The sequence below is a fragment of the Streptomyces sp. NPDC058665 genome (assembly GCF_042714995.1).
Lineage (GTDB): Bacteria > Actinomycetota > Actinomycetes > Streptomycetales > Streptomycetaceae > Streptomyces.
Window position 1 is genome coordinate 67,550 of sequence record NZ_JBHXRX010000033.1, and the last position, 23,992, is coordinate 91,541.

Annotated in this window: 21 protein-coding genes; 11 read left to right on the forward strand and 10 right to left on the reverse strand. The window is 71.6% G+C overall.

The genetic code is table 11. The features are described from left to right. Positions 1-26: 26 nt before the first annotated feature. Together ACFWV8_RS22300 and ACFWV8_RS22305 are read right to left on the reverse strand one after the other, a co-directional pair. Complete coding sequence (locus ACFWV8_RS22300; protein WP_384204922.1) at positions 27-1,583, reverse strand: maleylpyruvate isomerase N-terminal domain-containing protein; 1,557 nt, start codon at positions 1,581-1,583, stop codon at positions 27-29. Next, on the reverse strand, positions 1,580-2,161 hold the full coding sequence (locus ACFWV8_RS22305; RefSeq protein WP_329386301.1) for a sigma-70 family RNA polymerase sigma factor: 582 nt from the start codon (positions 2,159-2,161) through the stop codon (positions 1,580-1,582). The genes ACFWV8_RS22300 and ACFWV8_RS22305 overlap by 4 nt, the downstream gene beginning before the upstream one ends. 278 nt (positions 2,162-2,439) lie before the next feature. Between ACFWV8_RS22305 and ACFWV8_RS22310 the strand changes: the two genes are divergently transcribed. The 3 genes from ACFWV8_RS22310 (at position 2,440) to ACFWV8_RS22320 (ending at position 4,499) form a co-directional block, all read left to right on the forward strand. Continuing rightward, positions 2,440-2,814: an STAS domain-containing protein gene (locus ACFWV8_RS22310; protein WP_384204930.1), complete on the forward strand. Its 375-nt coding sequence runs from the start codon at positions 2,440-2,442 to the stop codon at positions 2,812-2,814. Positions 2,815-2,948: 134 nt separating this feature from the next. Next, positions 2,949-3,461: an EF-hand domain-containing protein gene (locus ACFWV8_RS22315; protein WP_384204934.1), complete on the forward strand. Its 513-nt coding sequence runs from the start codon at positions 2,949-2,951 to the stop codon at positions 3,459-3,461. A gap of 474 nt (positions 3,462-3,935) precedes the next feature. Beyond that, positions 3,936-4,499: an ATP-binding protein gene (locus ACFWV8_RS22320; RefSeq protein ID WP_384204941.1), complete on the forward strand. Its 564-nt coding sequence runs from the start codon at positions 3,936-3,938 to the stop codon at positions 4,497-4,499. On the opposite strand, the gene ACFWV8_RS22325 is transcribed toward ACFWV8_RS22320, so the two are convergent. Beyond that, positions 4,486-5,616 (reverse strand): GlxA family transcriptional regulator, encoded by a 1,131-nt coding sequence (locus tag ACFWV8_RS22325; RefSeq protein WP_384205041.1) that lies wholly within the window; start codon positions 5,614-5,616, stop codon positions 4,486-4,488. The two genes, ACFWV8_RS22320 and ACFWV8_RS22325, sit on opposite strands and share 14 nt — an antisense overlap. Positions 5,617-5,723: 107 nt before the next feature. On the opposite strand from ACFWV8_RS22325, the gene ACFWV8_RS22330 reads away from it, so the two are divergent. Both ACFWV8_RS22330 and ACFWV8_RS22335 read left to right on the forward strand, forming a co-directional pair. Then, positions 5,724-7,028: an MFS transporter gene (locus ACFWV8_RS22330; RefSeq protein WP_384204945.1), complete on the forward strand. Its 1,305-nt coding sequence runs from the start codon at positions 5,724-5,726 to the stop codon at positions 7,026-7,028. A gap of 564 nt (positions 7,029-7,592) precedes the next feature. Beyond that, complete coding sequence (locus ACFWV8_RS22335; RefSeq protein WP_384204950.1) at positions 7,593-8,933, forward strand: MFS transporter; 1,341 nt, start codon at positions 7,593-7,595, stop codon at positions 8,931-8,933. Here ACFWV8_RS22335 and ACFWV8_RS22340 read toward each other — a convergent pair. Together ACFWV8_RS22340 and ACFWV8_RS22345 are read right to left on the reverse strand one after the other, a co-directional pair. Further along, positions 8,920-10,071 (reverse strand): flavin-containing monooxygenase, encoded by a 1,152-nt coding sequence (locus ACFWV8_RS22340; protein WP_384204954.1) that lies wholly within the window; start codon positions 10,069-10,071, stop codon positions 8,920-8,922. The genes ACFWV8_RS22335 and ACFWV8_RS22340 overlap by 14 nt on opposite strands. 156 nt (positions 10,072-10,227) lie before the next feature. After that, positions 10,228-10,638, reverse strand: a complete 411-nt coding sequence (locus tag ACFWV8_RS22345; RefSeq protein WP_384205044.1) for a RidA family protein — start codon at positions 10,636-10,638, stop codon at positions 10,228-10,230. Between the two features lie 111 nt (positions 10,639-10,749). Here ACFWV8_RS22345 and ACFWV8_RS22350 point away from each other — a divergent pair, with 111 nt between their 5' ends. Then, positions 10,750-11,133, forward strand: coding sequence for a winged helix-turn-helix transcriptional regulator (locus tag ACFWV8_RS22350; protein ID WP_384204959.1), 384 nt, complete (start codon positions 10,750-10,752; stop codon positions 11,131-11,133). Positions 11,134-11,176: 43 nt separating this feature from the next. On the opposite strand, the gene ACFWV8_RS22355 is transcribed toward ACFWV8_RS22350, so the two are convergent. After that, positions 11,177-11,899, reverse strand: coding sequence for a pyridoxal 5'-phosphate synthase (locus ACFWV8_RS22355; protein ID WP_384204964.1), 723 nt, complete (start codon positions 11,897-11,899; stop codon positions 11,177-11,179). A gap of 125 nt (positions 11,900-12,024) precedes the next feature. Here ACFWV8_RS22355 and ACFWV8_RS22360 point away from each other — a divergent pair, with 125 nt between their 5' ends. Further along, the gene (locus ACFWV8_RS22360) at positions 12,025-12,603 is read left to right on the forward strand and encodes a TetR family transcriptional regulator (protein WP_329386321.1); all 579 of its coding nucleotides are present in this window, start codon (positions 12,025-12,027) and stop codon (positions 12,601-12,603) included. Between the two features lie 137 nt (positions 12,604-12,740). On the opposite strand, the gene ACFWV8_RS22365 is transcribed toward ACFWV8_RS22360, so the two are convergent. Beyond that, entirely contained in the window at positions 12,741-13,388 is a 648-nt protein-coding gene (locus ACFWV8_RS22365) for a TetR family transcriptional regulator (RefSeq protein ID WP_329386323.1), read from the reverse strand. A 338-nt stretch (positions 13,389-13,726) separates the two neighbouring features. On the opposite strand from ACFWV8_RS22365, the gene ACFWV8_RS22370 reads away from it, so the two are divergent. The 3 genes from ACFWV8_RS22370 (at position 13,727) to ACFWV8_RS22380 (ending at position 17,938) form a co-directional block, all read left to right on the forward strand. Beyond that, the gene (locus ACFWV8_RS22370; RefSeq protein WP_384204974.1) at positions 13,727-14,512 is read left to right on the forward strand and encodes a VOC family protein; all 786 of its coding nucleotides are present in this window, start codon (positions 13,727-13,729) and stop codon (positions 14,510-14,512) included. A gap of 244 nt (positions 14,513-14,756) precedes the next feature. Continuing rightward, entirely contained in the window at positions 14,757-17,273 is a 2,517-nt protein-coding gene (locus tag ACFWV8_RS22375) for a PQQ-binding-like beta-propeller repeat protein (protein ID WP_384204978.1), read from the forward strand. 149 nt (positions 17,274-17,422) lie between these two features. Further along, positions 17,423-17,938: a hypothetical protein gene (locus ACFWV8_RS22380; protein ID WP_384204983.1), complete on the forward strand. Its 516-nt coding sequence runs from the start codon at positions 17,423-17,425 to the stop codon at positions 17,936-17,938. A 259-nt stretch (positions 17,939-18,197) separates the two neighbouring features. Here the strand turns inward: ACFWV8_RS22380 and ACFWV8_RS22385 are convergent, their stop codons facing one another. Both ACFWV8_RS22385 and ACFWV8_RS22390 read right to left on the reverse strand, forming a co-directional pair. After that, a complete protein-coding gene (locus ACFWV8_RS22385) occupies positions 18,198-18,368 on the reverse strand; it encodes a sigma-like protein (protein ID WP_329386332.1) in 171 nt (56 codons plus the stop codon). 312 nt (positions 18,369-18,680) lie between these two features. Next, positions 18,681-21,635: a BTAD domain-containing putative transcriptional regulator gene (locus ACFWV8_RS22390; protein WP_384204986.1), complete on the reverse strand. Its 2,955-nt coding sequence runs from the start codon at positions 21,633-21,635 to the stop codon at positions 18,681-18,683. Between the two features lie 266 nt (positions 21,636-21,901). Here ACFWV8_RS22390 and ACFWV8_RS22395 point away from each other — a divergent pair, with 266 nt between their 5' ends. After that, positions 21,902-22,408 carry a carboxymuconolactone decarboxylase family protein gene (locus tag ACFWV8_RS22395; protein ID WP_384204989.1) on the forward strand — a complete coding sequence of 169 codons (507 nt, stop codon included), beginning with the start codon at positions 21,902-21,904 and terminating at the stop codon, positions 22,406-22,408. A gap of 57 nt (positions 22,409-22,465) precedes the next feature. Here the strand turns inward: ACFWV8_RS22395 and ACFWV8_RS22400 are convergent, their stop codons facing one another. After that, positions 22,466-23,983 (reverse strand): CehA/McbA family metallohydrolase, encoded by a 1,518-nt coding sequence (locus ACFWV8_RS22400; protein WP_384204992.1) that lies wholly within the window; start codon positions 23,981-23,983, stop codon positions 22,466-22,468. Between the last annotated feature and the right edge of the window lie 9 nt (positions 23,984-23,992).

A 23,992-nucleotide genomic window follows, 5' to 3' on the forward strand; every position in this document is an offset into this window, starting at 1 on the left:
GCCCCAGGGCCTGTTGGGCGGACGGCCTAGAGCCGGCTCAGCGAGGCCGCCGCCGACAGGACGTCGCGGATCGCCTCGCGGTCGCCGTCCTGCCCGGCCGCCGCCTCATCGGGCGAGAGATGGCCCGCCACCAGCCGGCAGAACTCGACGCCGTCCAGCGCCACTTGGGCCACCGCGTGCTCTGCGGTGCCGACCGCGGCCGGTGAGTCGAGCGCGATGTACCAGTCCCCGCCGCCCGCGCCCTCGACCTCCAGATGCAGGGACCGCCCCGGCGAGCCCGGCACGGTCGGCTGACGCGCCGGTGACGCCAGGCCCGCCCGGCGGCGGGCCGCGAGGGCGGACGGGATCAGCTGTGCGGCGAGGTCGATCATCACGCGCAAGTGCGGGCCGCTCGGCGGCGGATACGGGTAGTCCACCGCCACGGCGATGTCCGATCCGTGGATCCAGCACTCGAAGGCCCGGTCGATCAGCGCGTCGCGCAACGGCAGGGCGAACTCGCCGTACGAGACGGAGAGTTCGGCCACCCCGCGCCCGGCGAAGGACACCGTTCTGAGCAGTTCGTGGCTCTGGTCGCGCCACGGCTCGTGGATCGTGCGGGTGGGCGGCGGATGCGCAGTACGCCAGAACGCCTCGGTCCGGTCGGTCGGCGACCGCGGTGCCGACGGGCCCAGCGGATCCTCAAGGCCCAGCGCCGAAGCCACCAGCCCGTCGACGGTCATCAGATGTCCGATGACCCCGGCGACCGTGGCCCTGCGCGCGACGGGCTCCTCCTTCTCGAACCATCTGAGCTGGAGCGGCGCGTGCCACTCCGCGTCGCCGAAGTCGCGCAGCAGCGCGTCGAGCCGGGCGGTCTCCGCGTCGTACGGGGTGGCCCACACCGGCACGGGGATACGGGCGGCCCGGCGGTCGAGGCAGGTCTCCAGCACCCGGGAGCGGAGCAGCGGAGGGAGATCCAGCGTGCGGTCGGTCTGCAACAGGCCGACGGCGTCACGGAGTTTGAGGGCCTCGTCGGCGCACGGCGCGCACTCGGTGAGGTGGTTCTCGACGTGAGTCGTCTCCTCGGGCGAGCAGGCCGCCAGGGCCCACGCGCCGAGCAGGGATTTCAGTACGGAGTGCGAGGGCGGCGGCTCGGCGGGCTCCGTGGCTTGCCAGGGCGGCGGTGAACCCTGCGGGCCCCGGCCGCCGGTCATGTCCCGCTCCCGGGCCGGATCCGGCGGATGGGCCGGCTCGCGCGGTCTGCCGGGGGCCGAGCCCGTAACGCCGCCGGTCCCCTCGTCCGCCGCCACGTCGCCTGTGTGGTCCGCCGCGTCGCCTGTGTCGTCCGCGTCGGCATCGTCCGCCGCGTGTGCCTCGTTGGCCTCATCCGGCTCGTTCGTCCCATCGGGCTCTTCCCGTTCGCGGCTCTCCTTCGCCGCCTGCGCGGCGCGCGCGGCACCCTCGACGGCCCGGCGCAGTACGTCCGCCGCGGGCGGCTCCAGGTCGTCCGCGGCGGCGCGCTGGCCTGGTATGCGCGGGATGCCGCGCACGTCGTCGGGGTCGTCGGGATTGCCCCGGCCCCGGCCGCCGTCGAGCGGCCCGCTCACAGCGACCGTCCGTTGCCGGGCGGTGACGAGCCCTCCAGGGGCCGGGTGTTCGCCGACGAGAGCAGTTGCAGACCGAGCCGCAGTCGGCGCCGCGCCTCGTCCTCGGTGACCCCGAGGTCAGCGGCGGTCTGCCGGTAGTCACGGCGCTGGAAGTACGCGAGGTCCAGCGCGGCGCGCAGCGACGCCGGCATGGAGGTGACGATGTAGTCGGCGCGTGCGGCGGCCGACGCCTCGCGGATCTTCTGTTCCAGCTCTTCCGCGGTGCCCTCGCCGCTGGCCTGACGGGCGGCGGTCTCCAGCTCACGCAGCCGGTGCACCGCCTGGTGGCGGGTGAGCGTGGCGATCCAGGACCGCATCGAGCCCTGCTTGGGGTCGAAGGCGTCGGGGTGCTCCCACACGTAACCGAAGACCTCGCGGGTGATCCGGTCGGCGGCCTCGTCGTCGTCGAGCACCCGGTGGGCGAGGCTGTGCACGAGCGAGGCGAAGCGGTCGTAGAGCTCGCCGAGCGCGGCGGCCTCACCCCGCGCGAGCCGCTGCCGCATCCGGCGGTCCCAGCGGGACGGTGTGTCCTTTGCCATGAGACCCCCAGCCCCTGTGACCGCTCCGTCGTCCGACTCCGTGAGCTGACCCCGCCATTTCGAATGTACTGGCCAGTGTCATCGAAGTGCGCCCCTTTGCGTCAAGTGCGCCCCCGAAGGCCGTCCGAGATGATAAGGAATTTCCCCGGCCGGTGTCCGTTGTGTTTCATCAGAGGTCGGAGGGGCAGCCGCGAAGAAGAAGGACGGTCTCCGGTGAAGGTCCGGAATCCGGGAATCCACTGTGGGGTCCCCGGAACCGTACGAGGGAAGGTCCAGGCGTGACGCTCAAGGTGGACAAGGACGAGCACGGTCTGTGGACCGTGCTGCGCATCACCGGAGAACTGGATCTCGTGACCTCGCCCGTGGTCCGCCAGCACGTCCACGACGCGGTCGCCGCCGGCCGCCGTGAGCTGGTGCTGGACCTGTCCGGAGTGTTCTTCTGCGACTCCAGCGGCGTCGGTGTGCTCATCGCCTCCCGCAAGTTGATGCGTTCCTGCCAGGGCCGGCTCCATCTCATCCTGCCCGCGCACGGCGCGGAGGAGGGCTCGCACGTCAACCGCGTCCTCGCGGCTCTCGGTGTGCGCCGTCTCTTCGACGTCTACTCGGACGTCTCCGAGGCCGTCGACGAGGAAGCGCAGCCCCTGTCGGCATAGGCCGGGCAGGGGGCGGGCACCGCCAAGGCACAGGTCAGACGTGGCCCCGGCGCACGGGCCCGGCACCGTTCATGTCCAGCGGACAGACGTGAAGCCACCACACGGTGGCCCCCCGGCGTCGTACGCTCCCAGTCATGGACAGCGCAGAGTACGAGGGCAAGATCGCCTCCCGATTCGCCGCCTTCGACCAGGACGGCAACGGCTACATCGACCGCGAGGATTTCAGCGGAGCGGCAGCGGCACTGCTCGCGGAGTTCGGCGTCACCGCACGATCCGAGAAGGGGCAGAACCTCTACAACGGGGCCGAGGCCTTCTGGCAGGGCATGGCGGGTATCGCCGACGTCGACGGTGACCAGCGGGTCACCCGGCAGGAATTCATCACCGGCGCCGCGAAGAGGCTGCGCGACAGCCCCAAGCGCTTCGCCGAGATCGCCCGGCCCTTTCTGCACGCGGTGATCGCCATCGCGGACGAGGACGGCGGCGGTGTCACGCCCGCCGCGGCCGAGCGCGTGCTGCTCGTGCTCGGCACGGAGCAGGCGAGGGCGGGGGAGGTCGCGCGGGCGCTGGACGCGGACGGTGACGGCCGGATCTCCGAGGAGGAGATCCTGACGGCGTTCGCCGAGTACTACGTCACGCCGGAGCCCTAAAACGGGGGCACCGGGCCGGCCGCCCGGAGCTGCGGAGGAGCCGCGGCCGGGCCGCACCGGAGAGCGTCACCATGCGTGACGAGACAGTGCGCGCACATGTCGATACCGGGTTGTGTCCTTACGGCGACCCGTCACGGGCCGGAGTCGGCGGCAGGCTCCGGTACGCTCGCTCGGGTGCGAGTTTCGGTGGGACGAGACGGATTCGGTGTGGCCGGTACGGCGACGCCGGACCGGCGAATGCCTGCCGATCGCGCCGTTCGAAGGCGCCCGATGCGTCGTTGTTCGACTTCCCGCAGAGCGCGTCGCACAGTATGCCTCACGCGTACTCCTTCGCGTTGGAATATGCCCGAAGCGCTTGTTGCGGTGACTGTACGTCAACCATGCTGTCCCACAAGGGAATCACGTTCTGTGACCTTGTCGTGGACCTTGTCGAGGCGCGAGGCGATGTGCCCGCCGGTTCGGATGGTGTGAGCGGTGCAGGTACTTCAGGTGCAGTTGGAGGTCGGGGCCGATCCGGCGGAGGTCGGCCGGGCCCGTCGATGGGCGCGTTCGCGGCTCATCGGTTCCGGAATGAACGACGACGAGCCGCTGGCGGAGACGCTGATCCTGCTGATCTCCGAGCTCGTCACCAACGCGGTGGTGCACACGGGCTGTCCGGCCGTGCTGCGGATGCTGTTCGGCTCGGGGGCCGCCGAGGCCGGGACCGTACGGGTCGAGGTCGCCGACACCAGCGCGCGACCGCCCCATCCGCGCCACGCGCAGGGCGGGGACACCAACGGGCGGGGCCTGGAGCTGGTCGACGGGCTCGCCGACCGGTGGGGGTGGCAGCCGGAGGGCTCGGGCAAGCGCATCTGGTGCGAGGTGGACCGCTGTGAGCCGGACGGGAGCGCGGAGTACGAGCCGTCGGTGGCCGTGCGGGCACCGGGGCGGAACGGCGGGATCGGGCGGTACGCGGTTGAGTTGCCGGTGACGACCGGGCGGCCCGTGGACGTGGACCGCCCCGCCGACGGCTCGTCGAAGGCCGTCACACAGGCCTGAGCGCCGCAGCCGCCGCCCCGCTGCCGTTCCGGGAGTTGTCGCCGTTCCGGGCGCCGTTGCCGTTCCGGGTGCCGTCGATCGTCGGCGTCCGCTGTCCGGGGACGGCGCGGAAGGTCCGGCGGTAGACGGTCGGCGCGACACCGAGCGCCGCCTGGAGATGCTGGCGCATGGACTGCGCAGTACCGAATCCCGCGTCCTTCGCGATCTGGTCGACGGAGAGGTCCGTCGACTCCAGCAGATACCGCGCCCGCTCGACCCGTTGCAGGACCAGCCACTGTCCGGGGCTGATCCCCGCCTCCTCACGGAAGCGGCGCGTGAACGTACGCACGGACATCGACTCCTGCTCCGCCATGTCCCGCAGCTGGATCGGCTCGTGGAGCCGGGCGAGCGCCCAGGCCCTCGCCTTGGTGGTGGTCGCCAACTGGGCTTCCGGGACCGGGCGTTGGATGTACTGGGCCTGGCCGCCGTCCCGGTGCGGGGGTACGACCGTACGCCGCGCCACGTCGTTGGCGATCGCCGTGCCGTGGTCGCGGCGCACGATGTGCAGACACAGATCGATCCCGGCGGCGACCCCGGCCGAGGTCAGGACGTCGCCGTCGTCGATGAAGAGCACGTCCGCGTCGACCTTGATCCGGGGGAAGGTCCGCTGGAAGTGCGCGGCCGACGACCAGTGGGTGGAGGCGGGCCGCCCGTCGAGGAATCCGGCGGCGGCGAGCACGTAACTGCCGGTGCAGATGGAGACCATGCGGGTGCCGGGGCGCAAGTACGAGAAGGCGGCGCTGAGTTCGTCGGTGAGCCTGCCCTCCTCGTGGACCGGGCCGAGTTCGTACGAGGCGGGGACCAGCACCGTGTCGGCGGTGGCGATGGCCTCGGGGCCGCTGGTCACGAGGATGTCGAAGTCCGCGTCCGTACGGACCGGGCCCGGCGGGCGGACCGAGCAGGTGATCACGTCGTACAGCGGGGCGCCGTCGGGGCTCTTGGCGCGGCCGAAGATCCGCTGGGGGATGCCCAGTTCGAAGGGGAGGACCCCGTCGAGGGCGAGGACCACGACGCGGTGGCGCGGCCGGTCGCCGCCGCTGCCGGGGCTGTTCCCGTTCCCCGAACCGCTCTCCGTCATCGTCCCGCCCCTCCCGTGCCGTTGGTCTGTGTCGTCCGTCATACGGTGTCGTCCGTCATACGGAAACCCCTGGAGGTCCAGACCAGTACTTGATATCTGTCAGCCCTGTGACTGTTAAGCGCCCGAGGGACCCCGCCATTCCCGGCCCGGCCGGGACGCCGCTGTGGAACCGTAACTTCCGGCTGTTCTTCCTGGCCAGGACAGTGGCGCGCTTCGGCGACGGCATGGTGCCTGTCGCGCTCGCCGCCGGGCTGCTCGACGCCGGACACGGGGCGTCGTCCGTCAGTTTCGCGCTCGGTGCGTGGATGGTCTGCTTCGCCGGATTCGTACTCTTCGGCGGGGTGCTCGCGGACCGGTTCACCCCGCGCCGGATGATGGTTCTCGCCGATGTGACGCGGCTGTTCGGGACGGCGGCCCTGGCGGTCCTCTTCGCCGGGGGAGCGCCGCAGCTCTGGCTCGTGTACGCGCTGAGCGCGGTCAACGGGCTCGGCGCGGCGCTCTTCCAGCCGGGCGTGGCCAGCATGCTGCCCGTGCTCTCGCCCGACGTACAGCGCGGCAACGCGGTGCTGCGGGTCACCGAGTCCCTGGCGACGATGGCGGGTCCGGCCGCGGCGGGGGCGCTGGCCGGCTTCGGCGGACCCGGCACGATCTTCGCGGTGAACGCGGCCACGTTCGGGATCAGCGGCCTGTGCCTCTTCCTGGTCCGGACGGCGACCATGAAGCCGGTGCGCGGCGACACGATGCTCACCGAACTGATCGGCGGCTGGCGGGAGTTCCGGGCCCGGTCCTGGCTGTGGGGCGTGATCGCGATCTGGTCGGTGTACGGCGTCACGGTGCTCGGGCCGATGGTCCCGCTGGAGGCGGTGGTGGTCACCGAGCGGCACAGCTCGGCCATGTTCGGTCTGATGATGACCGTCCACGGCGCGGGCAATGTGGCGGGCGGGCTGCTGGCGCTGCGGCTGCGGCCCGCCAGACCGCTGTTCGCGGGGACGGTCGCGCTGCTCGCGGTCACCGCGAACCTGCTGGTGCTGGCGTACGACGTCCCGCTGCCGCTGCTGGCCGCCGGGTTCTTCGTGGGCGGGGTGGCTCTGGCGTTCTGGCTGGTGATGTGGTCCACGACGGTCCAGACGATGATCCCGCCGGAGGCACTGAACCGGCTGCACGCGTACGACGTGGCGGGCTCCCTGATCATGCTGGCGGTCGGCCGCGCGCTGGCGGGCCCGGTGGCGGAGGCGGTCGGCACGCACGAGGTGCTGGTGGGCGGGGCGGTGGTGAACGTCCTGGTCTGCGGAGCGCTGTTCGCGTCCCGCCCGATCCGCGACCTGTCCCGCGCCGCCCGCCCACCAGGACCGACGGACGCCCCACCGCCGACCCCCCGCCCGCGGAAGTCACCGGCGAAGGGCAGCCCCTAGCCCGCGCGCTCGCGGCGTTGCCGGAGTGGCCCAAGTGCGCCCAGTACGAGCCCGATCCTCCGCGACGCGGCCGCACGCGCAACGAGTCGTCTGCCGCTGCGCGGCGGGCGCGAGCTTCGCCCTGTGGGCGGACGACGCTCCTTCCCGGGCACCCTCCAGGCCGGGTCCGGCTGGCGGTGCCGTGCGCGCTGCGGCCCTTCGGATGCGCTCCGCGCCAACGGGACGTCGGCCGCTGTGCGCGCCCGCCTTGTGGGCGGACGGCGCTTCCTGGTTCACGACGCTTGGGCGTCGGCTTTCTCCTGGCCCTTCGGGCCTGGGACAGGGTCCTTGCGTCGTCCGGCGTGCGGTCGCACGCGCCAACGCCGATGGTGCTGCTTTCCGGCCGTGTCCGGAAAGTTCCGCCCGGCCCGATGCCGCCCCGCGGTCGCACGCCGCAACAAGTCATCGGCCCCTCCGCTTCCGGCGGGCGCCGGAGGGCACCCGTGCCGCGTTCGGGGCTTCCGGTGGCCCGATCCTATTGGGTGCTGGCCCTCGGGCCGCTCGTGCGCGGCGCCTGCGGCGCGGATGCTTCTTGGCGTGACACAGACAGCCGAGACCCCCGCCCAGGGCCCCGCCACGCCTCCGAACCGCCGGCCCCGGCCCCGGCCCCGTATCCACCGGGCCTGGTTCGTCGCCGGCGTCACCTTTGTGACGATCATCGGCGCCGCCGCCTTCGCCTCGCTGCCCGGACTGCTCATCGACCCGCTGCACTCGGAGTTCGGCTGGTCGCGCGGCGAGATCGGGTTCGCCGTCTCGGTCAATCTCGCCCTGTACGGGCTCACCGCCCCGTTCGCCGCCGCGCTCATGGACCGGTTCGGGATACGCCGCGTCGTCGCCGTCGCGCTCACCGTCATCGCGACCGGGTCCGCGCTCACCGTCGTCATGACCGCCGCCTGGCAGATGGTCCTCTACTGGGGCGTCCTCGTCGGCCTCGGCACCGGCTCGATGGCCCTGGCCTTCGCCGCCACCGTCACCGACCGCTGGTTCGTCGCCCGGCGCGGACTCGTCACCGGCATCCTCACCGCGGCCGGCGCCTCCGGGCAGTTGGTGTTCCTGCCGCTGCTCTCCTGGCTCGTGCAGAACCACGGCTGGCGCCCCGCCTCCATCACCGTCGCGATGTCCGCGCTCGTCGTCGTCCCGTTCGTCTGGCTGCTGCTGCGCGACCACCCGGCGGACGTGGGGCTCCCGCCGTACGGCTCCGAGGAGTTCACGCCCAAGCCGCCCCCCGTCACCGGCGCCGCGCGGCGGGCCGTCACCGTCCTGTTCAAGGCCGCCCGCACCGGCCCCTTCTGGCTGCTCGCGGGGACGTTCGCGATCTGCGGCGCCTCCACGAACGGGCTGATCAAGACCCACTTCATCCCCGCCGCGCACGACCACGGCATGCCGGTCACGGCCGCAGCCTCGCTCCTCGCCGTGATCGGTGTCTTCGACATCATCGGGACGATCGCCTCGGGCTGGTTCACCGACCGCTTCGACGCGCGGCGGCTGCTCGCCGTCTACTACGCGCTGCGCGGCGTCTCCCTGCTCTTCCTGCCGATGCTGCTCGCCCCGGACGTCCGGCCGCCGATGCTGTTCTTCATCGTCTTCTACGGCCTGGACTGGGTCGCGACCGTCCCGCCGACGATCGCCCTGTGCCGCGAGTACTACGGCGCCGACAGCGCGATCGTCTTCGGCTGGGTGCTCGCCTCGCACCAGATCGGCGCCGGGGTCGTCGCGTTCGCGGGCGGCATCGCGCGCGATGTCACCGGCTCGTACAACACGGTCTGGTACGCCTCGGGCGCCCTGTGCGCGGCGGCGGCGCTGATGGCTCTGCTGATCAGGAGCCGTACGAGGGGGGAGACAAGAGACGTCGTCAACGCCCCTTGACCGCCTTCGCTATCCGCTCCGCGTCCATCGACAGTTCCCGCAGCATCCCGCTGATCGGATTCGTGAAGCCCGTGAAGTAGAGCCCCGGCGCCCGCTCGGACGTCCGCCCGCCCCGCACCACGGGAAGCCCTCGCTCGTTCAGCACGCCGAGGTGGCCCACCAGGCCCTCCAGGCCCCGGCGGTAGCCCGTCGCCGCGATCACCGCGTCCGGCGAGATCCGCGAACCGTCCGCCAGCACCACCTTGTCGCCGTCGAACGACTCGACCGCCGCGACCGGTTCGACCCGGCCGTCCCGCACCGCCGCGATCAACCCCACGTCCTGCACCGGGATGGCGCCCTCGCGCACCCGCGAGTACAGCCCGGTGTCGGGGCGCGGCAGTCCCTGAGCCGCGAGATCGGGCACCGCGATCTTGCACATGAGCTCGCCCGCCCGGTCGACCAGCCGCGTCGGCAGCCGCCGGACCAGCATGCCGGTGCGCTGCGCGGGCCAGCCGAGTGTCGAACGGCGCACGATGTGCGGGACCGTGCGGATCGCGAGCCGTACGCGCGCCGCGCCGCCCTCCACCAGGTCGACCGCGATCTCCGCGCCCGTGTTGCCGACGCCGACGACCAGGACGTCCTTCCCCTTGTACGGGGCGGGGTTGCGGTACTCGCTCGCGTGCAGCAGTTTCCCGCCGTACGCCTCCGCCCCCGGCCAGGACGGCACCCGCGGGGTGTGGCTGTAGCCGGTGGCGACGACGACGGCGCTCCCGGTCAGCTCCCGGCCGCCGGTCCCGTGCAGCAGCCAGCTCTCGCCGTCAGCCGAACGCTCGATGCCGGTGATCTCGACACCGGTCACGATCTCCAGACCGTGGAACTCCGCGTACTTCTCCAGATAGCGGACCATCTGGTCGCGCGAGACCCAGCGGCCGAAGGACCGCGGCATCGGGAGGCCAGGCAGCGCGGACAGCTTGCGGGTGGTGTGGAGATGGAGCCGGTCGTAGTGCCGGCGCCAGGAGGTCCCGACAGCCTCGGACTTCTCCAGCACGACCGCTCGTACGCCCTGCGCGCGAAGCGCCGCGGCGGCGGCGAGACCGCCTGGGCCGCCGCCGATGACGTACACGGGACGGTCGTTGGTGAGGTCGATGTCGCTGGCCATGAGAGCTGAGCGTAATCGAGCGAGCACTTGTTGGGTCTCGGTCAAGATGGGAATCGATTACGAATGGGTTACGTCGGGGTAAGTCCTGCGCGCAGAGGCTGAATCCGCGGTGAAAGCGGCGTGAATCCGACGCCCGCGCCCAGGGCCCCTGTGAGATCAGTCGAGCACGGCCGTCGCCTCGATCTCGACCAGATGCTCCGGTACGTCGAGTGCCGCGACGCCCACCAGCGTGGCCGCCGGTAGTACGGGGGTGACGCCGAGCTTCGCGGACGCGCGGGCGGCTCCCTCCAGGAACAGGGACATCTTGTCCGGGGTCCAGCCGACGACGTAGACGGTCACTTTCGCCACGTCCTCGAAGGTGGCGCCGGCCCCGGCCAGGGCGGTGGCGACGTTGAGGTAGCACTGCTCGACCTGGGCGGCGAGGTCGCCCTCGCCGACAGTGGCCCCGTCGGCGTCCCAGGCCACCTGCCCGGCGAGGAAGACCAGCTTCGACCCGGTGGCGACGGCCACCTGGTGGTAGGAGTCGATCTGCGGAAGTCCGGTGGGGTTCACCAGGTTCACGGCCATGGCTGCTGCCTGCTCTCTGTTGCTGTGCACGGTCTCTTGCGGTTACTCGGGAACCGTAAGAGAGTGAGCGCTGACATGGAAGAACGCACTTTTTGGTGACTGGGGAACCTGATGGGAACCAAGCAGCTCAGCGGCACACCCGAGGACGCGGACCTCTCCCGCGCGGACTCGCTGGCGCGGGAGATCTTCTCGGACGTCGCCAACAAGTGGGCGCTGTTGATCATCGAGGCGCTGGGCGAAGGCACCCTGCGGTTCGGCGAGGTGCGGAAGGAGGTCGACGGCATCAGCCACAAGATGCTCACCCAGAACCTGCGCATGCTGGAGCGCAACGGCCTGGTCGAGCGCACGGTGCACCCCACGGTGCCGCCGAAGGTCGAGTACACCCTCACCGAGCCCGGCCTCGCCCTGCGGGAGACCGTCGACCGGATGTGCGACTGGACCCACCGCTACATCGGCCACATCGAGTCCTCCCGCGACCGCTTCGAAACCGTCTGAGGGGCCGGATCCGCGAGGCGCGGTCTACGGCCAAAGGCGCGGTCTACGGCCAGAGCAGCTCGCGCGACCAGCCGGCGCCGCCCGTCGTGGCCGAGTCCCGGGCCGTGGCCAGGCCCGGGGTCGGGGCCGTACGGCGGTAGCGCAGCCGTACATGCCTGCGCTCGGTGTCGCCCTGGAAGAACTCGACCTCGTCGGCCGCCAGCACGTACCGCCTCCACGTCGGCACGGGCGCGTCCCGCTCGGCCTGCGCCCGCTGCCACGCCGCGTGCGAGGCGCGCGCCAACTCCTCGGCTGAGCCCAGCACTTCACTCTGGCGCCCGGTGAGAGCCGCGGCCAGCGCACCGGTGGACCGTACGGCCAGATCCGCCCGGCTCTCGTCCTCCCCGGCGGCGCTCACCGCACCCCGCACCCGCACCTGCCGCCCCTGCGCGGGCCAGTAGAACCCGAGCGCCGCCCACGGGCGGGCCGCGAGCTGCCGGCCCTTCGTGCTGGTGGCGTGCGTGGCGAAGTGCCAGCCGCGCTCGTCGGCGTCGTGCAGCAGCAGGGTGCGTACGTCGGGCCGCCCCTCGCCGTCGACGGTCGCGAGCGCCATGGCGTGCGGCTCGACCTGCCCGGCCCCGGCCGCCTCGACGAACCACCGCTGGAACAGCACCAGCGGCAGATCGGGCACGTCCCCGGTGTCGAACCCGGCCAGGCCGCTTTCCCAGACCCGCAGATCCCGCAGAACCGCGCGGAACGCCCGCTGCTCCTCGCTCACGTCGCTCATGGGCCCATTCAACAGCGCGGGCGGGGGCATCTGCCTGATGAAGACCGACGGCCGGGCCCTGCCGCCACTTAGGGTGTAGTACTACACATGGAGTGGTGTCAACAGAGAAGGTGTGACCGGTCCCGATGCGACAGAACCTGGCCCGACGTTCCGCGCTCGTCGACGCAGCCATCGAAGTGCTCGCCCGTGAGGGGGCCCGTGGGCTGACCTTCCGGGCCGTCGACGCCGAGGCCGGCGTACCCAAGGGGACGGCGTCCAACTACTTCACCAGCCGGGACGAACTGCTCAACCAGGTCGGCCACCGTATCTACGAGCGGCTGATCCCGGACGACGCCGCCGCGGCGAGAATGCTTGCCGGGCCCAACACGCGGGAGCGGACGGCGGAGTTGGTACGGCTGGTGGTGGAGCGGGTCGCCGCGTTCCGGACCGGGTTTCTCGCGCTGCTCGAACTGCGGCTGGAGGCCACCCGGCGGCCCGAGCTGCGTGCCGTACTGACCGCGCGCGTGGCCGAGGACGTCGAGGAGAATGTCAGGAACCATCTGGCGTCCGGGCTCCCCGGTGACGCCGACGCGGTCAAGATGATCTATCTGGCCGTCAACTGGCTGGTGGTGGAGCGGCTCACGCTGCCCGGTGTCTTCTCGGAGGAGGAGGCCGAGCGGCTGATCGGCGGCCTCGTGGAGCGGGTGCTGCCGTCCGGTCCGTGAGACGTCCATGAGGCATCCGTGAGCGTCCCTGAGAGGTCCGTGAGACGGGAGCGCCGGCGGGGATCAGTTGTCTGATCCGCCGCCGGCGTGACAGGACGGAGGGAAGGGCACGCCCGCACCGTGCCCCGTGGGCGCGGCTACTTCGCCGGTTTCTTGCCCGTGATGCCCAGATGGACCAACAGGGAGAGGTTCGGCTTCAGTTCGGCCTGCTTCACACCCCAGGTCTGGAAGCCCTTCTGATGCCCGGCCACGGCGGCGAGCATGACGACCAGTGAGCCGGCCATCGCGGCGGGGTTGACGTCCTTGTCGACCCTGCCTTTGGACTGGAGCTCCTTCACGGAATCCGTAAGGGAGTTGGTGACCGAACTCAAGATCTTCATGCGGATCTTGTAGAACCGCTTGTCGCCCTCGGCGGCGCCGAGATCGATGACCCTGAGGATCGCGTCGTTCTTGCGCCAGAAGTCGAGGAATCCCTCCACGAGTTCTTCCGCCGTCTGGCGTCCTGCTTTACCGGCCCAGGAGCGGCCGGAGACCAAGTCGGTCAATCCGGCACCCTCCTTGGCCATTTCCTCGGCGATCTCAAGGACAGCGCCCTCGACGTCCGGGAAGTACTGATAGAAGGTCGCGGGTGAAGTGCCTGCCTTCCGGGCCACGTCGATGACTTTGACGTCCCGATATGGCGAGGTGCTGAGCATCTCGCTGAGGCAGTCGAGCAGCTTCTGCCGCGTCGCCTGGCCGCGCCGACCGGCCACACGGCCGTCGACGGTACGTACTTGTCCTGTCATGCCGTCAGCTTACCGAGGGGTGATCGGAGCGCGATTCGGCCGACTGCAAATGGGGATCCGGCCGCTGATCGCAGGGGGTCGGAAGTGGGCCGGAAGTGGGCCGTAAGGAAGCCGGAAGAGGGCGGGAAGAGGTTCGGCCGGAGCCCCGTGACCAGGAATAGTGTTATCAACAGCCTGTGGACAACCGTGGTGGACAACTCGGTGCGCACAAGCCCTCACGGGGAGACAATTAGTCAATTGTTCGATTTGTCCCGCCCTGCGCCCGCCGGAATGCGCCATTAGCGTGGCCGGAAGGTGCACCCCTGGGCGGTGCGCACGCGCAGGAAGGATCCGGGCTCATGGCCGCATTCGCGGAAGGCACGCCCTGCTGGGTGGATGTGTCGCTTCCCGACGTCCAGGCGGGCAAGCGTTTCTACGGCGAGCTGTTCGGCTGGACATTCGGCGCGGACGGCGGTGCGGCATACGGGTACTACACGAATGCTTTCAGTGACGGAAAGCGAGTGGCCGCTCTCGCCGCGAAGCAGGACGGGCGTATGCCGACCGCCTGGGGCGTCTATTTCGCGACATCGGACGCCACCGCGCTCAGTGCGCGAATCAAGGAGGCCGGCGGCGGAATGGTGCGGGATCCGATGCCTGTGGGACCGTACGGCACGATGGCGCAGGGTGTCGATCCCGGCGGCGCGGTCTTCGGCGTCTGGCAGCCCGGCGCGTACTCCGGGTTCGAAAAGCAGGGTGAGCCCGGATCTTTCTGCTGGACAGAGGTCTATACGAGGGACAAGGAGAGCGTCGACCTCTTCTACGAGTCGGTATTCGGCTTCCTCGGGAAGGATCTCCCGGACGAACCGGCCGACTTCCGCACCTGGTCCCCGGCGGGATCCGAGCCGGGCACCGACAGCGCGATCGGCGGGCGAAGTGTCATCACCGAGGCATTTCCCAAGGAGATGCCGGGGCATTTCCTCGTTTACTTCTCCGTGGCGGACTGCGACGAGACGGTCGCCGAGACCGTACGGCTGGGCGGCCGGATCAGGGAGTCCGCCGCCGACACCCCGTACGGCCGGATCGCCGTCCTCGCGGACAACCAGGGCGCGGTCTTCGCCGTCCTGGCGGAGCCGGCCGCGGCGTAGAGCCCGACCGCTCTGTGAGACAACTCCCGCGCCGGGAAGCGGAAGCAACCCGGCTTGGCCGGTACGCGTCACGACTCATACGGACGTGATACTCACTCCGTAGGAGGCCGTTCGCTCATTTCCTGTCCGAATCGGGGTGAGACACCCCGATCCGCCCCCGGGTTCGCAACCAACGCGCCAGACAGGAAGAATCAGGGGGCAGGGGGCCGTACCTTGGTGGCCCGTACGGGGAGGTGGCAGGCAAGTGGAGCAGCTGACGCAGCACGATCCGAGACGCATCGGGCCCTTCGAGGTGCTCGGACGCCTCGGAGCCGGCGGGATGGGTCTCGTGTATCTCGCGCGATCGGCCTCGGGCCGGCGCGTGGCGATCAAGACGGTGCGCACCGAGCTCGCCGAGGACCAGCTGTTCCGCGTCCGGTTCACCCGCGAGGTGGAGGCCGCCCGCGCGGTCAGCGGCTTCTACACGGCCGCCGTGGTGGACGCCGACCCCCGGGCCGCCGTGCCGTGGCTCGCGACCGCCTATGTGCCCGCGCCCTCGCTCGAAGAGATGGTCAACCGGTGCGGGCCGCTGCCCGCGCAGGGCGTGCGCTGGCTGGCCGCCGGTATCGCCGAGGCGCTCCAGTCCATCCACGGCGAAGGCCTGGTCCACCGTGACCTCAAGCCGTCGAACGTGCTGGTGGTGGAGGACGGGCCCCGCGTCATCGACTTCGGCATCGCGTCCGGTGTCTCCAACACCCGGCTCACCATGACCAACGTGGCCGTCGGCACCCCGGCGTACATGTCGCCCGAGCAGGCGCGCGACTCCCGCAGCGTCACGGGCGCCAGCGACGTCTTCTCGCTCGGCTCCACCCTCGTCTTCGCCGCCACCGGGCACGCGCCGTTCCACGGCGCCAACCCCGTCGAGACGGTCTTCATGCTGCTGCGCGAAGGGCCGAATCTGGAGGGGCTGCCCGAGGAGCTGCGCTCGCTCATCGAGTCGTGCATGCAGATGGACGCCACCCAGCGCCCGTCACCCGCCGATCTCCAGTCGCAGCTCGCGCCGCATCTGTTCGCCTCCGGCAGCGACGACAGCGGTACGGCCTCGGCCTGGCTGCCCGCGTCCGCCACCGAGATGATCGAGGAACGGCGGGGCGGCGGGCGCGTCAACGCGGCGGCTGCCGCCGCTGCCGCGCGTCCGCCCGTACCGCCGCCGCCGTCCCACCACCCGCCGCAGCCCGCGAACTCGCCCGACTGGGATTCCGCGTGGCGCCGCGACGGCGACGGCCAGGGCGGGCATGGCGGCAATCAGGGCGGTCAGGGCGCAGGCCAGGGGCACGGCGGCCAGGGGCAGCAGGGCGGTGGCCGGGGCGGCGCCCCCGTGCCCGCGGCTGCCGTACCTGGCCCCGGTGGCCCCGTCAGGCTCTCCGGCTCCCCGGTCCCGATCGGCCCTGGCCCCCGCGCCGCCGACCGCCGTGGCGCCGGCGCCGCATCCGCCGACGCGGGACCGGCCACCGGCTGGATCCGCCCGCCCGCCGGGCTGACGGCCGGGCTGCCCGGCGGCGAGCTGCCTCCCACCAGCGCCCTCCAGGCCCCCGCCGGGCCGCCGATGACCGCACCGGCGCCCGTCCCCGACGGCGGCGCCGCCCCCGGCCGCTGGCGGCCCTGGCGCTTCCGGATGTCCAACGACGTCTGGGGCACCCCCGTCGTCGACGGCGATCTGCTCTACGTCACGTCGTTCGAGGTGCACGCGCTGGACGTCGGCAGCGGTCGCCGGCAGTTCAAGACCCGCGACGTGGCCTGGGCGATGGCCGTCGCCGGAGGCCGTATCCACGCCTCCGACGGCCCCACGCTGTACGCGCTCGACGGCACGGACGGCACCGAGCGCTGGCGGCTCCAGACCGACGCGTGGGTGTACTCGCTCAAGACCGACCGGGGCACCGTCGTCACCGGTACACGCGGCGGCGGCGTCCAGGCGTGGGAGGCGTCCAACGGCGAGAAGCTGTGGGAAGTCAGCGGCGCCCAGACCGACTTCGAGACACCGGAGGCCGGGCCCGCGATCTTCGACGGCACGGTCTACGTATGGCAGAACGCCCGTCTCAGGGCGCTCGACGCGCGTACCGGCAGCGAGCGGTGGTCGTACCCCATCGGCGACGGCGCGTCCTGCGGTGGCGTACCGATTCGCCTGGTGCCCGCGCCGGACGGCTGCGTGTACGTCTCCGCCGGCACCCGGGTGCTGTCGATCGACATCGCGAGCGGGCATGTGCGCTGGCACTTCGAGGCGCCCGCGGTCTTCCTCTCGCCGCCCGCCTTCGCGCCGGGCCCCGCCGTGACCGGCGGCGGCGTGTATCTCGCGGACTATCTCGGCACGGTGTACGCGCTGGACGCCACCACCGGCAAGGACCGCTGGCGCATCGCCACCGAGGCCCGCCAGTCGCTCGAACCGGTCCTGGTCACGGCCGGGAATGTCCACGTGGGCAGCGGCAGCGCGCTCTACACGCTCGACGCGGTGGCCGGTACGCCCAAGTGGCGCTTCGCGGCGGGCGGCGAGGTCGTCGGTGCGCCCGTCGTGGCCGACGGCAGACTGCACTTCGGCTCGGCCGACCATGTCCTCTACACGCTGGACGCCGGCGGGGGACAGCTCCGCTGGAAGCTGGCGACGGGCGGCGAGATCACGGGCTCGCCGGTGGCACGCGGGGGAGTGGTGTACGCGTGCAGCAAGGACCGCTGTGTGTACGCGCTGGACGCGATCAAGGGGACGGCCACGGGCCGCGGCAATCGCTGACCCTTCCGATTTCGACGCTGTGCCCGGGAACCAGGGGCGGCCGGATTTTGTCCCGTGGAGGGAGCCCGCTCACATCCTGCTAGGGTGACATGTGCTCGACAAAAGGGCACCAATCATAACGAACCACACCATTTTCAACGGGGGTTGAAATGAAGATCCGCCATGTCCGCGCGATAGCCGTCTTCGGTATCGCCATCGTCGCGCTGACCGGCGCACGCGGCTCCAGCGGCGGCGGCTGTTCCAGCAGCAGCTCAAGCGGCAGCAGCGGCGGCAGCCACTCGGACAGTGACTACGACGACGATTACGATGACGACTACGACAGCGGCTCGTCGGGCTCCACCACCACCGGGGGCTCCGTGACGGGCGGCAGCACGGCCGACGCCGGCCGCGATCTGACCATCGACAGCTGCAAGTACGACACCGCCCGCGGCTTCGTCGCCGAGGTCACCGCCAACAACAGCGGTTCCGTGGAGTACTCGTACTCGTTCACGGTCGACTTCACCGACTCGGCCGGCGCGACGGTCGGCAACACCGTCGGCAGCATCCCGGACGTCCTCGCGGGCGGCACGAAGACCATCGAGGTCACCGCGGTGGACCTGTCCAACGACGACGGCGCGTCCGGCGGCGAGTGCAAGGTCGACAACGTCGTCCGCCTCGCCACCTGAGACCAGGACTTGAGAACCAGGACTTGAGAACCGGGACCTGAGAACCGGGACCTGAGAACCGGGACCTGAGAAGCGGGAAAAGACAGAAGAACGACGGTCGGCGGGGCCCCCTGAACGGTCCCGACTGCCGTCGTTCTTCTGTCTTCTCGCGCCCCCTGGACCGGGTGGCCCCTGGCTCAGCCGCCCCCTGCCGGCTGAGCACGGCCGCGGCGGCTCCCCTCCCCCGCCGCCGCGACCGTCACCCGGTCCTGCCCGGCCGTTACTTGGGCGGTGCGGGCGTGTGGTGGTCACCCAGCGTCGTGGCGTTGTCCTTCGGAGGCGCCGGTGTGTGGTGGTCGCCCTGCGTCGTCGTGGTGTCCTTCGGCGGTGCGGGCGTGTGGTGGTCGCCCTGTGTCGTCGGCTCGTCCGCGTTCTTCTCGTTGCTGCTCATTCTTTCGCCCCTTGGGGTTGCCCTGCGTTTGAACCGAAGGCGGCCTTCTGCCCGGATACTCCCCCGAGGTCGCCGGGCAGAAGGCCTGGGAGACCTCCCACATCCCTGGGGAAGTGGTGGTCCCAAGTGACCCGTCTGCCCCCCGAGGCGACGGATCGAATATGCACTGGAGCATGCCGAACGAGCATAAACATTCGATGAACGCCCAGGCCGGGCACCCCGTATGTCATCGGACACCCCACCAGAACAACCCGTCTCGCGCCAAAAGCCGCGGGCCGCGCCGGGGTTCGGGCGCTACGTCGAAGACACGGCCTACGCCGCGCTGAGCGGGGCGTCGAGCAACTCCCGTACCTCTTCCGCCTCCACCGCGCCCGACCCCTCGTGCAGCGCCAGCGCCTCGCGCCAGCACACCCGCGCCCGGTCCGCCTGCCCCAGATTCTCCAGCGCCTTGCCCAGCGTGATCAGGACGTTGGCCCGGGTCCTGTCGCCGCCGATGCAGCCGATCGCGAGCGCCTGTTCGGCGTGCTGCGCGGCGGCGGCCGTCCGACGGGCCGCCAGATGGGCCTGGGCGATACGAAAATGGGTGGTGCCCTCCCAGAGCCGCTGCCGGTTCGTCCCGAACCGGTCGAGCGCCTGGGCGAGTTGCTCCAGCGCCTCCCGGTTGCGCCCGGCGTGGGTGAGCGCGACGCCCAGCGCGTAGCGGGCGTTGGCGAGCCGCAGCGTGTGCCCGATGCTGTCGTAGACCTCGACGCCCTGCTCGGCCAGCGCGATGGCCCGTGACGTACGGCCGAGGGCGAGCTGGATGCGCGAGAGGTTGCACAAGGCGCTCGCCTCGCCGGGGCGGTTGCCGTCGGCGCGGGAGCCCTCCATCGCCTTGAACAGATGGGCCTCGGCGTCCTTGAACCGGCCCTGGTTGAAGGCGATGATGCCGCGGTCGTTGTCCGACCAGTAGACCGGCGCCGGGTCCTGTACGGACTCCGCCAGCGCCGCCGCCTGCTGGGCCTCCTCGTCCGCGTCCTCGTAACGGCCCGCCACCAGATGGACGTTGGTCATCGAGGTCCGTGCCCGCCCCTCCGTACGGGCGTCGCCCGCCTCGCGCGCCGCCGCGAGCGCCGAACGGGCCGCCGTCTCGTACGACTTGGAGTTGGCGCCCGACTCGGCGAGGTCCTGCGCCGCCCACAGCAGGTCCACGGCGCCCCGCAGCCTGGCCCCGCCCGCCGCCTGCCGGGCGCACGCCAGCAGGCAGTCCGCCTCCGCGTACAGCCAGTCCTGTGCCTCGTTCCGGTCGGTGAAGACCAGACCCTCGTACGCCGTCGGCTCCAGATGGTCCTTGAGCCGGTCGCCGGGCCGCTCGATGCTGAACACCCGTGCCACGGTCGCCAGATAGAAGTCCAGCAGCCGGGAGAGCGCCAGGTCGATCCCGGTGGGCGGCTGCTCGTCACGGTCCGCGCAGGCACGCGCGTAGAGCCGGACCAGATCGTGGTAGCGGTAGCGTCCCGGCGCGGCCGACTCGACCAGCGAGGTGTCCACGAGGGACTCCAGCAGGTCCTCGGTCTTGTGGAGCGGCAGATCAAGCACGGTGGCCGCGGCGGCCAGCGAGATGTCCGGCCCGTCGGCGAGCCCCAGCAGCCGGAACGCGCGGGCCTGGGCGGGCTCCAACTGCCCGTAGCCGAGCTCGAAGGTCGCCTTCACCGCCAGGTCGCCCGCCTGGAGTTCGTCCAGCCGCCGGCGTTCGTCGGCGAGCTTCGCCGCCAGCACCGAGACCGTCCAGGTGCGGCGCGAGGCCAGCCGGGATGCGGCGATCCGGATGGCGAGCGGCAGGAATCCGCAGGCGGCGACCACGTCCAGCGCCGCCTTACGCTCGGAGTTGACGCGCTCCTCACCGACTATGCGGGTGAAGAGCTGAAGCGCCTCCTCCGGCGACATCACGTCCAGGTCGACCAGATGGGCGCCTTCCAGGTCGACCATCCGGACCCTGCTGGTGACGAGCGCGGCGCAGCCCTCCGTACCGGGCAGCAAGGGGCGTACCTGCGCGGCGTCGCGCGCGTTGTCGAGCAGGATCAGGACGCGGCGGCCGTCCAGCGCCGAGCGGTACAGCGCGGAGCGTTCGTCCAGGGAGTCGGGGATCGCCGAGTCGGGCGTGCCGAGCGCCCGCAGGAACGAGCCGAGCACCGCCTCCGGTTCGGCGAAGCGCGCGCCCGCGCCCTGGAGGTCGACGTACAACTGGCCGTCGGGGAACTGCGGTCGGGCCGCGTGCGCGACATGCACCGCGAGCGTCGTCTTGCCCACGCCGCCGATACCCGCGAGCGCGGAGACCGCCATCACCGAGCCCTCGGCGCTCGCGAGGCGCCTGCCCAGCTCCCGAACGAACAGCTCCCGGCCGGTGAAGTCCGGCACCGTGGCGGGAAGTTGGGCGGGCCGGGTGAAGGCGGCGACCGGTGCGGCATCCTCCACCGGGCAGGCCAGTTCGGCGTCCGCCTGGAGGATGCGGTGCTGGAGCCTGGCGAGTTCGGGGCGCGGGTCCACACCGAGTTCGTCGGCGAGGAGGCGGCGCGTGTCCGCGTACACGGCGAGTGCCTCGGCCTGCCTGCCGCTGCGGTAGAGGGCGAGCATGAGCAGTTCGCGCAGGCGCTCGCGCAGCGGCTGTGCGGCGGTCAGGGCGGTGAGTTCGGAGACGGCCTCCGCGTGCCTGCCCAGTTCCAGGTCGATGTCCAGGCGGCCCTCGACGAGTTGGAGGCGCCACTCGTCGAGCCGGGCGCGCTCGGTCTCGGCGTACGGACCGGGGACCGACGCCAGCGGCTCACCGTCCCAGAGACCCAGCGCCTTGTTGATCAGCACGCGCGCCTGCTGGCGGTTCCCCGCCGTCCGCTCCTTCTCGGCGGCGGCCGACAGCTCCTGAGCCATCGACAGATCCAGCGCGTCCGGTCTGGTGCGCAGCGCGTAGCCGCCGGACTCGCTGACCAGGACACCGGGGAGGATCTTGCGCAGGCGGGAGGCATACGTCCGGACGGCGGCGAGCGCCTGCGAGGGGGCGGACTCGCCCCAGATCGCGTCGATCAGCTCACCGGCGGTGGCGGTACGGCCCTCGCGCAGGAGCAGGGCGGCGAGCAGCGCGCGCTGCTGGGGCGAACCGGAGGGCAGCGGTTCGCCGCCGCGCCAGGCGCGTACGGGGCCGAGTACGCCGAAGCGCAGCTCGGTGTCGGATGTGGGTGCGGGTGTGGCCGGAGCTCGCTGCTCCGGTACGCGCGGCCCGTTGTCACGGTCCATAGCTCCCCCTGCCCCCGGACTGCCGGTATCGCCCCCGACAGTCTGCCTTGTCCGGAGTGGTGGCGTCAGCCTTGGGCGGGGGTCTGCACAAGCCCTCGACACGGTAGAGGACGCGACCCCCGTGGGTAAATCCAGATCCGGACAGCCCATCGGTCACATCTGCGCACCGGCGTCCGTCAGGACCGTGAAAGCGCCACTGTGCGCGCCACTGAGTGCGCCGGCGAACGCGCCGGTGACGGTGGCAGGGACGTCTTGAGGAGACGGTCATGGAGATACGTTCGATCACCGAGGTGGCACCGAAGGGCCCGCGGCTGGCGGAGGACCCGTCGGAGCTGGTCCCCGAACTCGCGGAGGCGTCGGCGGCGTTGTTCAAGGCCGTCGCCAACGGCTCCGTACCGCGCAGGACGATCAGCCTGGTCCACCTGCGCGCGGGCCAGATCGTGGCCAGCACCTATCTCACCGTTCTGCACACGGGTTTCCTGCGGAAGGCCGGGGCGTCGGAGGAGCAGATCACCTCGGTGGCGTCCTGGCGGGACTCGCCGTACTTCGACACTGCCGAGCGTGCCGCGCTGGCGCTCGTGGAAGCGGTGCTCCAGCCGTCCGCGGACGGTGAGCGCGTCTCCGACGAGCTCTACGCGCTGGCGGCCGAGCAGTACGAGCCCAGGGCGCTCACGACGCTGATGAACGCCATCGGACAGGTCGGCTTCTTCATCCCCATCGCGCTGATCGCCAAGCCGGTGGCCGGCCGGTCCTTCACGGCCCCCTGGCAGTGAGTCCGCCGGCCCCTCGCCCCCGCGCGCCGGGGACGGGGGGCCGACCGGACCTCAGGCTCAACTGCCGCCCAGGAAAACCGGGTTCGTCAGCGCCACGAAGTTGCCGGGCAGGCCCGGGACCGTGGGCGGGCGGCGCACCTCGGCGCGTACGTACGTCGCGTACTCGGCCGTCGTACGCCACTCCACCGTGCCCGCGCCCGACGCGCCCAACTCCGCGGTGTGCAGCGTCCCCTGATCGGTGACGATGCGCGCCGAACTGCCCGCGGGGGCGCCGGTGACCTCCAGACGTACCGTCACCGGGTCGTCGTCGTTCACCCGCAGCCGCTCACCGATGCCCGCGTGCCGGCCGCGACCGCCCGAGGCGCCGAAGGCCAGGGACACCGCCGACGACTCCGCGATGTAGCTCCGGCCCGCGCGGATGCCGGCCAGGATCGCCTTGCGGGACAGCTCGTCGGCGAGGACGACCGTCTGCGGGGTGCCGATCGGGTCGGGGTCGCGGTGCGCGTCGCTGCTGCCCATCGCCGGGGTCCACGGCCGTCCCGAACGGGCCGACGACACAAGGGTGTTGTCCCAGGAGGCGAGGGCCACCTCGTCGTCCGGGGTGAACGGGCCGTTCCACACCTCGACCGCGTCGGCGTCGCCGAAACCGAACTTCCAGTTGCACCCGATGCACGTGGCGTGCGGGTGCGCGGGCACGACCAGACCGCCGGCCCGCCGTACCTCGCGGGCGTAGTGCCCGAAGCGGTTGTCGCGGGCGCGGTAGCGCCAGTCGACGAACGTGCCCGCGTCCATGCCGATGGCCACGACGTGGCCGTTGCGGGTGGTGATCTCCTCACCGGTGAGGACGAGCAGGTCGTCGCCCCACAGCCCGTCCCACGCGGCGTGCGCGGACGAGGTGTTGTGCTCGCTGGTGTTGATGAAGTCCAGCCCGGCGGCCCGCGCGCCGGCCGCGATCTCGGCGGGGGTGCGCCGGCCGTCCGAGTGCACGGAGTGAAGGTGACAGTCGCCCCGGTACCAGGCGCGCCCGCGCCCCTTGGCACGCTCCGGCGGGTGAACGGGGCTTACGGTGCGGCCGGGTTCGCCGTACGTGAGGGTGATCGTGACCTCGTACGCGAGACCCTCGGGCGCGACGGTGTACGGGCCCAGCGCGATGTGCCACTTCCCGGAGCGCACCGGGCCGGGCAGATAGCCGGGGGTCGCCTCGTCGGCGCGGATGAAGAACTCCGTACGCGCGCCGCCGGACCAGCCCCGGAAGCCCTCGCCACCGAGGTCGGTGCCGCGCTCGTCGAAGATGCCGATGTCGAGGGCGTTGCCCTGGGTACCGGCGGGGACGGCCGGCCGCTGGTAGGTGTACGCGACGCGGATCTCACGGACGCCGCGGGGGACGTCGACGGGCAGATAGACGAAGTCGGGGGAGCCGGTCGGCAGGGTGCCGCGGACGGTCCTGGTCTCGGTGCCGCCTCCGCTGGGCGCGGCGTTCGCGAAGCTCACGCTGCCCAACTTAAGGGCGGCGGCGGCCCCGGTCACGAGCAGACCGCGTCTGCCCATCGCGTGTTCCGTGTGGTCGTTACACATACGGACGGC